Origin of the sequence: Photobacterium sp. GB-36 (genome assembly GCF_003026135.1) — a bacterium.
GTDB lineage: Bacteria > Pseudomonadota > Gammaproteobacteria > Enterobacterales > Vibrionaceae > Photobacterium.
The window spans coordinates 88180-102487 of record NZ_PYNY01000009.1 but is presented as its reverse complement, the minus strand read 5'-3'; the positions used below and the strand labels follow the sequence as shown (position 1 = coordinate 102487).

The window sequence follows — 14308 nt, the reverse complement described above, 5'->3', positions numbered from 1 at the left end:
GATGAGTGTTGTTGTTTATGCTCCGGCATCGATTGGTAATGTGAGCGTTGGTTTTGATGTTTTAGGCGCGGCAGTATCGCCAATTGATGGCACCTTATTGGGCGATCGAGTAAAAGTGGCGGCGGGGCAAACATCTTTTAGTTTGCAATGCGTTGGTGCGTTTGTTGATAAACTGCCGCAGCAGGCTGAAGAGAATATTGTCTACCGTTGCTGGCAAGTATTTGCACGAGAGTTGGATAAAAAAGGGGTCACGTTACTCCCTGTTGATGTGACATTAGAAAAAAACATGCCGATTGGATCTGGCTTAGGTTCAAGTGCTTGTTCGATTGTTGCTGCATTAGATGCACTTAACCGTTTCCATGATCAACCGCTTAATGAAACAGAGCTATTAGCGCTCATGGGGGAAATGGAAGGTGAGATCTCAGGTAGCCTTCACTATGATAACGTTGCACCGTGCTTTCTTGGTGGATTGCAGTTCATGGTGGAAGAGCTTGGGATCATAAGCCAGAAAGTCCCTTGTTTTGATGATTGGTATTGGGTGATGGCTTACCCTGGAATAAAAGTACCAACGGCTGAAGCGCGTGCGATTTTACCTGCACAGTATCGTCGCCAAGATGTGATCACTCATGGTCGTCACTTAGGTGGTTTTATTCATGCCTGTCATTCAAATCAACCGCTGTTAGCTGCGAAGATGATCAAAGATGTCGTGGCTGAACCTTACCGTGAAAAGCTGTTACCGGGCTTTGCGCAAGCACGTCAATATGCGTTAGATGCAGGGGCGATTGCGAGTGGTATTTCAGGCTCTGGACCCACTATGTTTAGTGTTTGCACAGATTTAGAGGTCGCTAAACGACTTGCACGTTGGCTCGAAGAACATTATGTTCAAAATGATGAAGGATTTGTTCATGTTTGTCGATTAGACAGCTTGGGCGCGAAAGTAACAGGAAGTGAGCTATAACAATGAAATTGTATAATCTAAAAGAACATCAAGAGCAGGTTTCATTTGGTCAGGCTGTACGTCAAGGATTAGGACGTAACCAAGGTCTATTTTTTCCATCAGAACTCCCTCAATTTAGCGATATTGATGCATTGCTAGAGATGGATTTTGTCACGCGTAGTAGCAAGATCCTTTCCGCGTTTATCGGTGATGAGCTAAGTGAAGAAACTGTTAGCCAAATGGTTGATAGTGCATTTCAGTTCCCAGCACCTATTAATAAAGTAAAAGACGGCGTGTATGCGCTAGAGTTGTTCCATGGCCCAACATTAGCATTCAAAGATTTTGGTGGTCGCTTTATGGCGCAATCACTCGCAGCAGTAACGGCTGATAGTGAAAGTGATATCACGATTTTAACCGCGACATCAGGCGATACAGGTGCCGCTGTTGCTCATGCTTTCTATGGTATGGATAACATCAAGGTTGTTATTTTGTACCCGAAAGGCAAGATCAGCCCACTACAAGAAAAAATGTTTTGTACATTAGGTAAGAACATAACAACAGTTGCGGTAAATGGCACATTTGATGATTGCCAAGCATTAGTGAAACAAGCATTTGATGACGCTGAGTTGCGCAAAGAAGTGGGTTTAAACTCTGCTAATTCCATCAATATTAGCCGATTAATGGCGCAGATCTGTTACTACTTTGAAGCTGTTGCTCAACTGCCTAAAGCGGAACGTGAGCAATTAGTTATTTCAGTACCAAGTGGTAATTTTGGTAATTTAACGGCAGGCTTATTAGCTAAATCGTTAGGTTTACCTGTTAAACGCTTTATTGCAGCAACGAATGAAAATGACACTGTTCCACGTTATTTACAAACGGGTGAGTGGTCTCCAAAAGTCACTGTTCCAACTATTTCAAATGCGATGGATGTTAGCCAACCGAATAACTGGCCACGTATTGAAGAGCTTTGTCAGCTAAAAGGTTGGGGCTTAAATGAATTAGGTTATGGTGCTGTTACGGATGAGCAAACAGCTGAAACCTTAAAGCAAATGAATGAAGAAGGCTATTTATGTGAGCCTCATGGCGCGATTGCTTATCGTATTCTTAACGAGCAATTAAATGATGGAGAAACAGGTTTGTTCCTTTGTACTGCGCATCCAGCGAAATTTAAAGAAGTCGTGGATGAGATCTTAGATAAAGATATTCCATTACCTGCACCTTTAGCGAAGCATAATGCGATGGAATTATTATCTTTAGAACGTGATAATGATTTTGAAGCCGTGAAGGCGGTATTACGTTCAGTACAGTAATAACGAATAGTATTTAGCGCTAAAAAGGAGCCGAGGCTCCTTTTTTTATTACTCTGTTATTACAGATAATAAAAAACGGCACATTGATCGTGCCGTTTTTTTATTGTTACGTACTTAATAAGGCAAGCTAGCAGGAAATTATAGGCTGCTAGTGAAAGTACGTGCGATAACGTCTTGTTGCTGTTCACGAGTTAGTGAGTTGAAACGTACAGCGTAACCAGAAACACGGATTGTTAGCTGTGGGTATTTTTCTGGGTGCTTAGCAGCATCTTCTAATGTTTCACGCTTAAGAACGTTTACGTTTAGGTGCTGACCGCCTTCGATTTTTGCTGGTGCTTCGATAGCTAGCTCACGGTATTCGATGTCACCTAGATCTGATTGAGCAATAACTTGGTCAGCTTCAAAACCAGATAGTGCACATACACAACGAGCTTCGTTTGTTTCGCTGTCTAGGATCCAAATAGTGTTTAGTAGATCGTCGTTTGCAGCTTTAGTAATTTGAATACCAGTAATCATAACTTATCTCCGAGAAAGTGGTGTTAATTTAATCTTTTTGCTGAGTCTTTAACGCTATAACTCAGCACGGCTACTTGTGTATTGATCTAGATCAAATTACAACAAAAAACCTTAAATAAAGTAGGGCTGTTTTATTGAGCTAAGTCAATCTAACGCCATTTTAAGGGTTAATCAACAACAAATTTTAAGCGATAAAAAATAGTTTAGTTCAATAATGTTGTATTTTTACAACATTATTGAAGTGTAATTGTAATTATAATGTTTGTTAAATGTTTCTCTTTGGCTTGAAATGCCAAATGACATGAATAAGGTGAAAATTGTTATGAAACTGATTGGTGCTCATGTTTCTGCTGCTGGTGGTGTATTTAATGCGCCAGTAAATGCTGACAAAATTGGTGCGAATGCTTTTGCCCTGTTTACTAAAAACCAGCGTCAGTGGGTGGCTAAGCCGTTAGAGGCCGATGTGATAGCGGCATTTAAAGCGCGTTGTTCTCAATTAGAATTTAATGCCAATGCTATTTTGCCACATGACTCTTATTTGATTAATTTAGGTGCACCAGAGGCTGAAAAGTTGGAAAAATCGCGTGCTGCTTTTATTGATGAAATGTCGCGTTGTAAACAGCTTGGATTGCACCTTTTGAACTTCCATCCGGGGAGTCATTTAAAAAAAATTTCTGAAAAAGAGTGTTTAAAATTGATTGCTGAGTCCATAAATCTTGCGCATAAAGAAGTCAGTGATGTGGTTGCAGTGATCGAAAATACCGCGGGACAAGGTTCAAATTTAGGTTGGCGGTTTGAACATTTGGCAGAAATTATTGATCAAGTTGAAGATAAAACACGGGTAGGTGTCTGTATTGATACCTGTCATACCTTTGCGGCGGGATATGATTTACGCACTGAAACTGCAACTGATCGAACTTTTGCTGAATTTGATGACGTTGTTGGAATGCAATATCTCCGAGGGATGCACTTAAATGATTCCAAAGGTGATTTAGGGAGTCATTTAGATCGCCACCATAGTCTAGGTGAAGGAGCGATCGGTTGGGATTGTTTTCGTTATATCATGCAAGATGATCGTTTTAATCATATGCCTCTTATTTTAGAAACGATTAATCCTGATATTTGGCATCAAGAGATTGCGACATTGCGAGATTTTGCCGCTCAAAAATAAGTGGCTATAAATGAAGGCGTCGATTATTTATCTCGCTTGTGATCTGATTTTGATATTCTTACTGAGTAAATTCTATTGATGAGGAAGTATTTATGACCGCTAGCTGGTCTACATTTATCGAGCAACAACGAGCACAAGCGTATTTTTCTGGGATTGAACAGGCGGTTGACGCTGCTCGTGCATCAGGAAAAGTGGTATTTCCTCCTCAACAAGATATCTTTAATGCATTCACTTCTACGCCATTAGAGAACACCAAGGTCGTGATTTTAGGACAAGATCCTTACCATGGGCCAAAGCAAGCTCATGGATTAAGTTTCTCTGTACTTCCAGGGGTTAAAACGCCACCGTCATTGGCGAATATGTATAAAGAATTAGCCACTGACATTGAAGGCTTTGTAGTACCTGAACATGGTTATTTACAGCCGTGGGCAGAGCAAGGTGTTTTATTGCTTAATACCGTCCTAACAGTAGAGCAAGGGAGCGCGCATTCTCACGCTAAGATTGGTTGGGAAACATTTACCGATCGTGCGATTGAGTACATTAATGATAATACAGAGGGAGTGATCTTTTTACTGTGGGGCGCCCATGCTCAGAAAAAAGGTAAAAAGATAGATACCGAGCGTCATCATGTTTTACATTCAGCGCATCCTTCACCGTTATCTGCATACCGGGGGTTCTTTGGTTGTCAGCATTTTTCTAAAACCAATCAGTTACTCGCTGAAATGGGGAAATCAGTGATTAATTGGCAGCTATAAGTGAATTTATTTCTAAAAACAAAACGCCAGCAAAATGCTGGCGTTTTGTTTTTTTAGTCTGGAACTGTCTGTTAAAAGTCGAATTCATCGGCATTGTAACTACCGCACATATCCATATCTTGAAGTTCACGACGAAGTCGTTGACGATCTTTTAAGGCTTCGATTTCACGCCATTTACGTTTTTCAGGTTTTGCTCGAGAGCGACGAGAGACGGTTTCTGTGGTGAACATATCATCAAATGCAAAGCTATCCATAAAGCACCTCTTCCTATGATCTAGCTAAATATAAGCTACAAGGTCATTAATTATCACACTATGGGGTAGAGTAAAATTGAACTGTTTCTCATTTGTTGCTTAAAGATGAAATTTTTATGTACTAAAAGTCAAATATATCCTTTTTATGACCGAAAATGTAAGAAAACAACTCGCGATTAGGCTTTATTTATGTTTGGATTTAGTGGGGAGTTTTTAGATATTTACTTAAAAAATATACCCTTAGTGTATTTCATGTGATAATGAATGAAATTTTTTTGATATATCCCCTCATAATAGACTTACAAAAATAAGAGAGGGAATATCCATGTGTAATCACTCTGTTTGGTTACTAAATTGTAATGATTTAGTTTGCGCAGCTTGGGTGGATACCACATCCATTGCCATTATTTATTCGATACGTACGGTGTTGTAGAAGGAACCCACTTGTCTAGCCAAATTACCTTTTTAAATGACTTACTCTGGGGCTCGGTATTAATTTATTTACTGATAGGAGTCGGTATTTACTTTACCTACCGTTTGAGCTTTATCCAGTTCCGTCATTTTGGACATATGTTTAAGGTGATGAAAAACAGTCGCAAATCAGACAGTGCCGGAATTTCTTCCTTCCAAGCATTATGTACGAGCTTAGCGGCTAGAGTCGGCACAGGTAATATGGCGGGAGTCGCCGTGGCCTTAACTTTGGGTGGCCCCGGCGCGATTTTTTGGATGTGGCTGATTGCTATGCTTGGTATGGCGACTGCTTTTGCAGAAAGTGCATTAGCTCAGCTTTATAAAACCCGCGATAATGATGGTAATTATCGTGGTGGTCCTGCGTATTATATGGAAAAAGGATTAGGCATGCGCTGGATGGGCGTTATGTTCTCGGTCTTTTTGATCATTGCTTTTGGCTTAGTGTTTAACTCGGTTCAAGCTAACTCGATAAGTCAGGCGGCTCATGTCGCTTTTGGCTGGTCACCGATATATGTTGGTATTGGGCTTGTGATCATGACTGGAGTGATCATCTTTGGTGGTTTGCGTACGATTGCAAGAACCGCGGAAATTTTAGTTCCTGCAATGGCATTATGTTATCTGGTGCTTGCCCTTTATATTATGGCGATCAACATAGAAAAACTGCCTGATATTATCATGATGATTTTTCGCAGTGCTTTCGGTCTAGAAGAAGCGGCATCGGGAGCACTGGGATATACCATCGCGCAAGGAATGATTAATGGGTTAAAGCGTGGCTTATTTTCAAATGAAGCCGGCATGGGATCGGCACCGAATGCGGCAGCCTCTGCAACACCTTATCCGCCCCATCCTGCCTCGCAGGGATATGTGCAAATGCTGGGGGTATTTATGGATACAATGGTGATCTGTTCATCCACTGTCGCGATTATTTTGATGTCTGGCGAATATGTTCCCCATAGTGAAGTGACAGGGATTGAGTTAACTCAGCGTGCCTTGAGCTCGCAAGTCGGCGATTGGGGCTCTGTGTTTATTGCCGTTGCAATTTTCTTCTTTGCGTTTACATCGCTCGTTGCTAATTATTCCTATGCTGAAACCAACCTTATTTTTCTTGAGCATAACCATAAAATTGGCTTGAATATTTTTCGTGTTGTGGTGCTCTTTATGGTGATGTTTGGGGCGTTAGCTGATCTGCCAACGGTATGGGCAATGGCCGATGTCTCAATGGGAATGATGGCACTGATTAACTTAGTCGCGATTGTTTTACTGTCAGGCACTGTGGTGAAGTTGGCTACTGATTACAATAAACAGTTATCGCTGGGTAAGGTGCCGACGTTTGATAGTAATGATTACCCAGAGCTTCATGCCCAGTTAGAAGAAGGCATTTGGGATAAGAGTAAATCATAGTGAACGCCTATTACTGAAATAACCAAAGCCACTTAGTTTCTAAGTGGCTTTTTTGTTGTTTAGTGATAATCTTTTCAAGTCAGACTTTAAAGGAAAAAGCCTTATGTTAATTGTGGTTTCCCCCGCTAAAACCCTTGATTATGAATCGCCATTGGTAACATCAACCTATACTTTGCCAGAGCTAACGGATCACTCTGCTGAACTGATTGATGTATGTCGTGAGTTAACGCCAATGGATATTGCGAGCTTAATGAAAGTGAGCGATAAAATTGCAGGTTTGAATGCAGCTCGTTTTGCTGAGTGGCAGCCACAATTTACGCAAGACAATGCTCGTCAGGCAATATTGGCTTTTAAAGGTGATGTTTATACTGGTCTTGCGGCTGAAACCATGACGGAACAACAGTTTGCTTATGCTCAACAGCATTTACGTATGCTTTCGGGTTTATATGGTTTATTGCGTCCATTAGATTTGATGCAACCTTACCGCTTAGAGATGGGGACGAAATTAGCGAACCCTCGCGGTACTAATCTGTATCAATTTTGGGGTGATATCATTACCGATAAATTGAACCAAGCATTAGTAGAGCAGGGCGATGATATTCTGATCAACCTTGCATCTAACGAATATTTTAAATCGGTGAAACCGAAGAAGTTGAATGCTCAACTTATCACACCAGTTTTTAAAGATTGTAAGAACGGTAATTATAAAGTGATCAGCTTTTACGCCAAAAAAGCCCGTGGCATGATGGCGCGTTACATTCTTGATAATCAAATCACATCGATTGAAGCTTTAAAAGAATTTGATACCGCGGGTTATTATTTTGTTGAAGCAGAATCAACAGCGAAAGAATTCGTATTTAAGCGTGAAGAACAATAGTGATAAGTAATTGTTTTTAAATGAAAAAGGCCAACTCGTGAAAGTTGGCCTTGTTGTTTTATCTATGTGGTAAAAGAGAAATTACGATTTAGCTTGGCCTTTTTTTGCCGCTTGTTTGATTTTCTTTTTCGCTTTCGCTTCTTTTACTTTTTTACTCACTTTTTTCTTTTTCTTGGCAGTGCTTGCTTTTTTGGTCTGTGGACGTAGGCCATGAATAAAGCGTTCTGGCACTTCTTCTTTCATGTAGCGGCTGATACGTTCGATCATGCTTTGATCATGTGCTTCAACCAAGGAGATTGCCGTTCCTTTCTTACCCGCTCGTGCAGTACGACCAATACGGTGTACATAAACTTCAGCTGTACGAGGTAGATCAAAGTTGATCACATGGCTAACATCAGGTAAATCAATACCACGTGCAGCAACGTCTGTCGCAATTAATACGTTCACAACACCATCACGAAAACGAGTGATCATGTTTGTACGTGCAGCCTGTGCCATTTCACCTTGGATCCAGTTACAAGGGATGCCCATGGCTTCTAGTTGACCACGAAGTACAGCTAGGCGCTCACGTGTTTTGACAAAGATGATCGTGCGTTCAGCTTGCTCTTTAATGATGTTTTCTAACAGAGCAAGCTTGTGATCCATATTGTCACAACGAAGGTACATTTGGTGGATCTTTTTACGTTCGCGGCGAGAAGGATCTGCATTTACTTCAACAGGCTCATTCAAAATTGTTTCTGAAAACTCACGTACACCTTTACCTTCTAAGGTAGCGGAGAACAATAAGCTTTGACGACGCCAGCGACACTCATGGTTAAGACGCTCAACAATTTTACCAAAGCCCATGTCTAACATGCGATCGGCTTCATCAAGGATCAAACACTCGATAGCACGACAGTCAAATTTCTCAGCTTCAATGTACTCCATAAGACGACCTGGTGTTGCTACCACGATATCCTGAGTTTTACCCAGCATTTCGGCATGTTCGTCATATGAGATACCACCTGTGATGGTAAATACTTTTAGTGTTGTATATTTTGCTAATGCTCTTGCTTGATCGGCAACTTGAATGGCAAGTTCACGCGTTGGCGTTAAGATCAGAATACGTGCAGGTCCCGGTCTTTTGCGTGGGAAATCTTGCAAGTGTTGGATCATCGGTAGAAGAAAGGCTGCTGTTTTTCCGGTCCCTGTTGGCGCAGAAGCCATTACATCTTTACCGTCAAGGGCATGAGGGATAGCCTGCGCTTGAACCACTGTTGGGCGGCTATAGCCGATTTCTTCAATCGCTCGTAACAGCTCGCTATCTAACTCTAATTCGGAAAAGTCTCTCACCAGTTATCTCTCCCAAGACAAATGCTATGTGTCATTATCGTATGCCAATTACAAAGAATAACAACAAGGGTATTAATATTTAAGGGGCGGCATTATAGCCACTCTTGGCGTAAGTGACACCGATTAAAACATAAAAACTTTAATCATTGATGATTATTACAACGTTTACAGGGGATATAAATGTCGTATTCGGTTACATTTTCAGATAGAAATCTTTCGTTAATGCTTTGAATTCAATTGAATAATCACCATTGTTATGAATGCAAAGGTGAGATGAATAACAGGTTTGTTTCTTTTTACTCAATTGTAGAAGTAATCGAATCGGTGCTTTTTTCTCGGTGCTTTGGACATCACAACGTTCAATACAATGTAAATGATATTCAGCAGCGGCTTCAATTAAACGCTGTCCTTCGTAACTTGGCAAGATAATACTGGCGATCCCTTCTTCTGTAAGAAGCCATTGAAGCGTTTTAAGTAGCTGTTGATGGCTAAATGTATCGGTATGTCGAGCAGTAGCACGGTGTGATTGCTCTGCTTGCTGACCAAAATTGAAATAAGGGGGGTTACACACAATCGCATTAATACTATTAGGGGGCTGTGTATGTCGCCATTCAGTGACATCTTGTTCAATACACTGTAAGCGTGGATGCCAAGGTGAATTTGTGAAATTTTGGCGTGCTGCCGCTGCGGCTTGTGGATCGATTTCGATAGCTTCGATAGTAATAGGTAAAGCTAACGTGCTTGTCCGCTGTGCAGCCATGAGTGCTAATAAACCACTGCCTGTACCAATATCCACCACTCTACCTTGTCGAGGCATAGCTGCCCATGCTCCTAGCAATACACCATCGGTGCTGATAGGCATTCCGCAGCCTAAATCATTGACGTGAAATTGTTTAAAGCTAAAGCCGCGTGACATGGCTATTTTCCCTTTTCTTGTGTTTTGAGCTAAGTAGTTTGAGCTAAATATGGAATAAACGATTAACCGTAATGGTTATAACACTAATCATCACAACGGCTTGGTTATTGCGCTTTTATTGTTTTGACATAGTTAACTACTATGTTTGATTTTTGTTTATATTTTAATCTTTTGTGTTTAGTTGGTTTTATATTCTATTTTTATTGTCTTTGTTGGTTGTATGTTTTGGTTTTAATGCTTTGTTTATGTATTATGTGGTGTTTATTTCTACACTATTGCCAAGAATGCTGTTTTTATCCATTATGTTTTCGTTGGTTATATATGTTTAATTTTGTAATCAACGTGGATAATTATAAAAACACAACACGTAACCCATAAGAAGAGTGGAAGGTGCAGTTTGAAAAAGACACTCAAAGTAACAGACATTATAGCGTTAGGTTTTATGACTTTCGCTTTCTTTCTTGGTGCTGGGAATATTATTTTTCCACCATTAGCAGGTCAACTTGCCGGTGAAAATATGCTTTCGGCCATGTTTGGCTTTTTAGTTACAGCCGTTGGTCTACCTTTAATTGGCATTATTGCCGTTGCAATGGCAGGTGGTGGCTGGCAGGGGTTAACCCGTGATTTACCCTCAAAAATAGCAACGTTAATGGCGGTGCTGATTTTTATTATTATTGGTCCTGCTTTTGCTGCGCCGCGAACAGGTTTAGTCGCTTATGAAATGGCAGTAAAACCATTTATGGCGGCAGATGCTGGTCAAGCAAGCTTAACGACTTTTTCTGTGATCTTTTTTGCAGTCGCCCTCTTTTTTGCTTGGTCTCGTGGCCAGCTGATCGACATGATTGGTAAGTTCTTAACACCTGCACTGTTTATCGTATTGGCTATACTGGCTATTGCAGTATTTGTAAATCCACAAGGTTCGATTGTTGCAGCGCAAGGTGAGTATGTAACACAGGCGTTTACGAAAGGTTTCCTTGAAGGCTATAACACCATGGATACTTTCGCGGCCTTGATGTTTGGTATGCTGATTGTTGATGTGATCCGCAGTAAAGGTGTTAGTGATGAAAAAACAACCTGTACCTACCTGATCTACGCCGGTCTTATTGCTGCAGCAGGCTTAGCCTTTGTATATATCTCATTATTTTACTTAGGCGCGACCAGTACAGCGATTGCACCTAATGCGGCTAATGGTGGCGTTATCTTAACTGGTTATGTGATGGCGTTATTTGGTGCGCCGGGTCAGGTGATCCTATCTGCAATTGTTTTACTTGCCTGTTTAACGACAGCGATCGGTTTGATCAGTGCATGTGCAGATTACTTCAGCTCTTTAACGTCACTGTCTTACAAAAAGTGGGCGGTGATTTTGGCGGTAATTTGTGCGGTGGTAGCCAATGTGGGTTTGAACCAGTTGATCGCGTTATCTGTACCTGTGTTATTTGCTTTGTATCCAGTTGCGATTGCACTGGTCGCATTAACCTTAGTACGTAAATGGTTACCGAATCCACGTTTAGCATACCGTGTTGTGTTGTTGGTTTCTTTTATCTTTAGCATGATTGATGTGGCGAAATACTTGAAGTTTGATGTATCAATGTTCAGTGATTTACCACTATTTAACTATGGTATGGCTTGGGTATTACCGACTTTGATTGCGCTTGCGATCACGCGCTTTGTCGGTGGCAAAGCGATGGGGCCACAAGATAAGTTAGCGTAAATTCACTGTTGAGATAGACATAGAAAAGGGATGCCATGTGCATCCCTTTTTGTTGATATATGCAATGTGATTGCTCACAAGGTTTCGGCGTACTCAAGCATAATTTGCTCACACCACTGGGTGATACGTTGATCGGAATGTTCGTATTGTGAGTCTTCATCCAGCGCAAGACCGACAAAGAATTGTTTATCGTCAGTAAGGGCTTTTGATGCTTCAAATTGGTAGCTATCATCATTGGGCCAGTAGCCAATAAATTGAACGCCTGCTTCTAATAGCTTGTCATGCAGCATTCCCATCGCATCAAGGAACCACTCGGTGTAACCTTCTTGATCGCCTAAGCCAAACAATGCAATGGTTTTATTGGTTAAACGTAATCCATCAAGCTGCTGCCACACGGCTTCCCAATCTTCTTGCAGTTCACCAAAGTCCCAGGTTGAAATACCTAAAATAAGCATATCAAACTGGTTCATCTCATTGATGTCTGCTTCTTTAATATTACGCAGTTCAATCAGCTCGGGACCAATACAATCACGGATCTTTTCTGCTGCCATTTCGGTATAGCAGGTGGTTGAGCCATAAAACAAACCGATTTTCATGCTGAGTATCCTAGTATTTTTATTTATTGTTTGAGTGTACCTGTAATGACCTTACAAGCTCAATAAAGTGAATAAAAGCATCCGATATTTTTTCACTTATTGTCTGTTGTAATAAGCCTCGTTACTTTTGCTTTAAAATATCCTATGATGAATGAAAGTACTGTGTTTTTATCCATGTGTTGAAGCTTTGCTAACACAGATTTTGGAGTGAAAAATGGAAAACGATGACGTTATTATCGAACGTTTTCTGGATGCGATGTGGATGGAGCGAGGATTATCTGAAAATACCTTGTCGTCTTACCGCAATGATTTAACCAAGCTATTACGCTGGTTAAAACAAGAATCACGTAATGTCATCAGTGTTTCAGTTGATGATTTACAGCGTTATCAACAATGGTTATTTGATAAAGATTATAAGCAAACCTCACGTGCACGTATGGTTTCTGCTATTCGCCGTTTATTTCAATATTTACATCGTGAAAAGATGCGTGATGACGATCCGAGTGCGATGCTAGTGACACCTAAATTACCCAAACGCTTACCCAAAGATTTAAGTGAAGCACAAGTGGATGCGTTATTAGAAGCACCCGATGTTAATGATCCGATTGAACTGCGCGATAAAGCGATGCTTGAATTGTTGTATGCAACAGGCTTGCGTGTAACCGAGCTTGTGACATTAACTATGGAAAATATTAGCTTGCGCCAAGGTGTCGTTCGCATTACTGGTAAAGGTGATAAAGAGCGATTAGTCCCGATGGGAGAAAATGCTGTCGATTGGATTGAACAATTTATTGATACGGGGCGTCCGCAACTGCTGGGAGAAAAAAGCTCTGATGTGTTATTTCCGAGTCGTCGAGCAAGACAAATGACCCGTCAAACGTTTTGGCATCGGATTAAACACTATGCTGTTTTAGCGGGAATTGATGCAGAAACATTATCACCTCACGTGATGCGTCACGCCTTTGCAACGCACTTATTAAATTACGGTGCTGATCTTCGTGTGGTACAAATGTTGCTTGGACATAGTGACCTATCAACCACACAAATTTATACCCATGTTGCAACGGAAAGGTTAAAACAATTACACCAAACTCACCATCCTCGCGCATAATTGTGAGAGAGTGTTAGGTAAATTCGTGAATACTATTTGCGTTCCGTTAGAGTTGACTTATTCTTGCCTAGCAAATGAGAGTAGAAAGTTTGAAACTATTTTACGATGAATTAGGTCTCATAAAGATTGAGAGTATCATCATTAATTAAGGATAAATTAAATGCACTTTATCAGCCGAACAATTGTGGCAACAGCGGTTGCTTTAACGGCTTTTTCAGCGGCAGCGAAGCCAGATGAAGCGGCGATTAGTCAGCAACTTGCGAAAGTCGGCTTAACCCCTTCATCGATTGAAGCGTCTCCGATTTCAGGATTAAATGAAATTATGACAGAGCGTGGCATTGTTTATGCTTCTGATGATGGTAAGTATTTTGTCGTTGGTCACTTATACGAAAATAATGGTGCGCAGCCTGTTAACTTAACAGAGCAAAAAATGGCAAAAATGAACAAGGATAAAATTGCAGCGATGGAAAAAGACATGATTGTCTATCCTGCAAAGAACGAAAAATATGTCGTTACCGTGTTCACCGATACAAGCTGTGGCTATTGTCGTAAATTACATAATGATATCAAAGGTTATAATGATGAAGGCATTACTGTTCGTTATTTAGCCTTCCCTCGTGGTGGTGAGCGTTCTGGCAACTTTAATCAAATGAGTGCGATCTGGGGTGCTAAAGATCGTGCAAAAGCGATGGATGATGCGAAGAGTGGCAATTTTGATACAAGTAAGATCACACCTCGTCCAGATTTAGTGCGTGCACAATACGAGCTTGGTGTTGCAATGGGTGTGAACGGTACGCCTGCTATTATTCTCGCTGATGGTACGATGATCCCTGGTTATCAGCCGCCTGCAGCATTACGTCAGCTACTTGATAGCCAACCAAAAAGCTAATTTAGCGTCGTAGATGATGGAATAATAGAAAGCCTGAGCATTATGTTCAGGCTTTTTTGTT

14 protein-coding genes are annotated in these 14308 nt (G+C 41.0%); 9 read left to right on the top strand and 5 right to left on the bottom strand.

Annotated features, from left to right (window positions below; all coding sequences use genetic code 11):
* Window position 1: 1 nt before the first annotated feature.
* Both thrB and thrC read left to right on the top strand, forming a co-directional pair.
* Window positions 2-958, top strand: a complete 957-nt coding sequence (gene thrB, locus C9J46_RS10710) for a homoserine kinase (RefSeq protein WP_107290873.1) — start codon at window positions 2-4, stop codon at window positions 956-958.
* A 2-nt stretch (window positions 959-960) separates the two neighbouring features.
* Window positions 961-2247, top strand: a complete 1287-nt coding sequence (thrC, locus tag C9J46_RS10705) for a threonine synthase (protein ID WP_107207243.1) — start codon at window positions 961-963, stop codon at window positions 2245-2247.
* Between the two features lie 138 nt (window positions 2248-2385).
* On the opposite strand, the gene grcA is transcribed toward thrC, so the two are convergent.
* Window positions 2386-2763: an autonomous glycyl radical cofactor GrcA gene (gene grcA / locus C9J46_RS10700; RefSeq protein ID WP_107207244.1), complete on the bottom strand. Its 378-nt coding sequence runs from the start codon at window positions 2761-2763 to the stop codon at window positions 2386-2388.
* A gap of 316 nt (window positions 2764-3079) precedes the next feature.
* On the opposite strand from grcA, the gene nfo reads away from it, so the two are divergent.
* Both nfo and ung read left to right on the top strand, forming a co-directional pair.
* A complete protein-coding gene (gene nfo / locus C9J46_RS10695; RefSeq protein ID WP_199187070.1) occupies window positions 3080-3934 on the top strand; it encodes a deoxyribonuclease IV in 855 nt (284 codons plus the stop codon).
* A gap of 92 nt (window positions 3935-4026) precedes the next feature.
* Window positions 4027-4689 carry a uracil-DNA glycosylase gene (gene ung / locus C9J46_RS10690; protein WP_107207245.1) on the top strand — a complete coding sequence of 221 codons (663 nt, stop codon included), beginning with the start codon at window positions 4027-4029 and terminating at the stop codon, window positions 4687-4689.
* A 71-nt stretch (window positions 4690-4760) separates the two neighbouring features.
* Here ung and C9J46_RS10685 read toward each other — a convergent pair whose 3' ends face one another.
* Entirely contained in the window at window positions 4761-4943 is a 183-nt protein-coding gene (locus C9J46_RS10685; RefSeq protein ID WP_005369686.1) for a DUF3545 family protein, read from the bottom strand.
* Window positions 4944-5387: 444 nt separating this feature from the next.
* On the opposite strand from C9J46_RS10685, the gene C9J46_RS10680 reads away from it, so the two are divergent.
* Together C9J46_RS10680 and yaaA are read left to right on the top strand one after the other, a co-directional pair.
* Window positions 5388-6815: a sodium:alanine symporter family protein gene (locus C9J46_RS10680; protein WP_107207246.1), complete on the top strand. Its 1428-nt coding sequence runs from the start codon at window positions 5388-5390 to the stop codon at window positions 6813-6815.
* A 103-nt stretch (window positions 6816-6918) separates the two neighbouring features.
* On the top strand, window positions 6919-7692 hold the full coding sequence (gene yaaA / locus C9J46_RS10675) for a peroxide stress protein YaaA (RefSeq protein ID WP_107207247.1): 774 nt from the start codon (window positions 6919-6921) through the stop codon (window positions 7690-7692).
* Window positions 7693-7773: 81 nt separating this feature from the next.
* On the opposite strand, the gene srmB is transcribed toward yaaA, so the two are convergent.
* Entirely contained in the window at window positions 7774-9024 is a 1251-nt protein-coding gene (srmB, locus tag C9J46_RS10670) for an ATP-dependent RNA helicase SrmB (RefSeq protein ID WP_107207248.1), read from the bottom strand.
* A 193-nt stretch (window positions 9025-9217) separates the two neighbouring features.
* On the bottom strand, window positions 9218-9940 hold the full coding sequence (locus tag C9J46_RS10665) for a tRNA1(Val) (adenine(37)-N6)-methyltransferase (protein ID WP_107260524.1): 723 nt from the start codon (window positions 9938-9940) through the stop codon (window positions 9218-9220).
* A 397-nt stretch (window positions 9941-10337) separates the two neighbouring features.
* Between C9J46_RS10665 and brnQ the strand changes: the two genes are divergently transcribed.
* On the top strand, window positions 10338-11651 hold the full coding sequence (gene brnQ / locus C9J46_RS10660; RefSeq protein ID WP_107207250.1) for a branched-chain amino acid transport system II carrier protein: 1314 nt from the start codon (window positions 10338-10340) through the stop codon (window positions 11649-11651).
* A gap of 74 nt (window positions 11652-11725) precedes the next feature.
* Here the strand turns inward: brnQ and fldB are convergent, their stop codons facing one another.
* Window positions 11726-12247: a flavodoxin FldB gene (fldB, locus tag C9J46_RS10655; RefSeq protein WP_107207251.1), complete on the bottom strand. Its 522-nt coding sequence runs from the start codon at window positions 12245-12247 to the stop codon at window positions 11726-11728.
* Between the two features lie 214 nt (window positions 12248-12461).
* Here fldB and xerD point away from each other — a divergent pair, with 214 nt between their 5' ends.
* On the top strand, window positions 12462-13358 hold the full coding sequence (gene xerD / locus C9J46_RS10650; protein WP_107207252.1) for a site-specific tyrosine recombinase XerD: 897 nt from the start codon (window positions 12462-12464) through the stop codon (window positions 13356-13358).
* A gap of 160 nt (window positions 13359-13518) precedes the next feature.
* Complete coding sequence (gene dsbC / locus C9J46_RS10645) at window positions 13519-14247, top strand: bifunctional protein-disulfide isomerase/oxidoreductase DsbC (protein WP_107207253.1); 729 nt, start codon at window positions 13519-13521, stop codon at window positions 14245-14247.
* Window positions 14248-14308 lie beyond the last annotated feature (61 nt).

What these genes read in the sequence shown, in the direction of transcription:
- thrB (WP_107290873.1), top strand. Translation starts at nt 2, where the DNA reads ATGAGTGTTGTTGTTTATGCTCCGGCATCGATTGGTAATGTGAGCGTT.
- thrC (WP_107207243.1), top strand. Translation starts at nt 961, where the DNA reads ATGAAATTGTATAATCTAAAAGAACATCAAGAGCAGGTTTCATTTGGT.
- C9J46_RS10685 (WP_005369686.1), bottom strand. Translation starts at nt 4,943, where the DNA reads ATGGATAGCTTTGCATTTGATGATATGTTCACCACAGAAACCGTCTCT.
- grcA (WP_107207244.1), bottom strand. Translation starts at nt 2,763, where the DNA reads ATGATTACTGGTATTCAAATTACTAAAGCTGCAAACGACGATCTACTA.
- xerD (WP_107207252.1), top strand. Translation starts at nt 12,462, where the DNA reads ATGGAAAACGATGACGTTATTATCGAACGTTTTCTGGATGCGATGTGG.
- yaaA (WP_107207247.1), top strand. Translation starts at nt 6,919, where the DNA reads ATGTTAATTGTGGTTTCCCCCGCTAAAACCCTTGATTATGAATCGCCA.
- dsbC (WP_107207253.1), top strand. Translation starts at nt 13,519, where the DNA reads ATGCACTTTATCAGCCGAACAATTGTGGCAACAGCGGTTGCTTTAACG.
- fldB (WP_107207251.1), bottom strand. Translation starts at nt 12,247, where the DNA reads ATGAAAATCGGTTTGTTTTATGGCTCAACCACCTGCTATACCGAAATG.
- ung (WP_107207245.1), top strand. Translation starts at nt 4,027, where the DNA reads ATGACCGCTAGCTGGTCTACATTTATCGAGCAACAACGAGCACAAGCG.
- C9J46_RS10665 (WP_107260524.1), bottom strand. Translation starts at nt 9,940, where the DNA reads ATGTCACGCGGCTTTAGCTTTAAACAATTTCACGTCAATGATTTAGGC.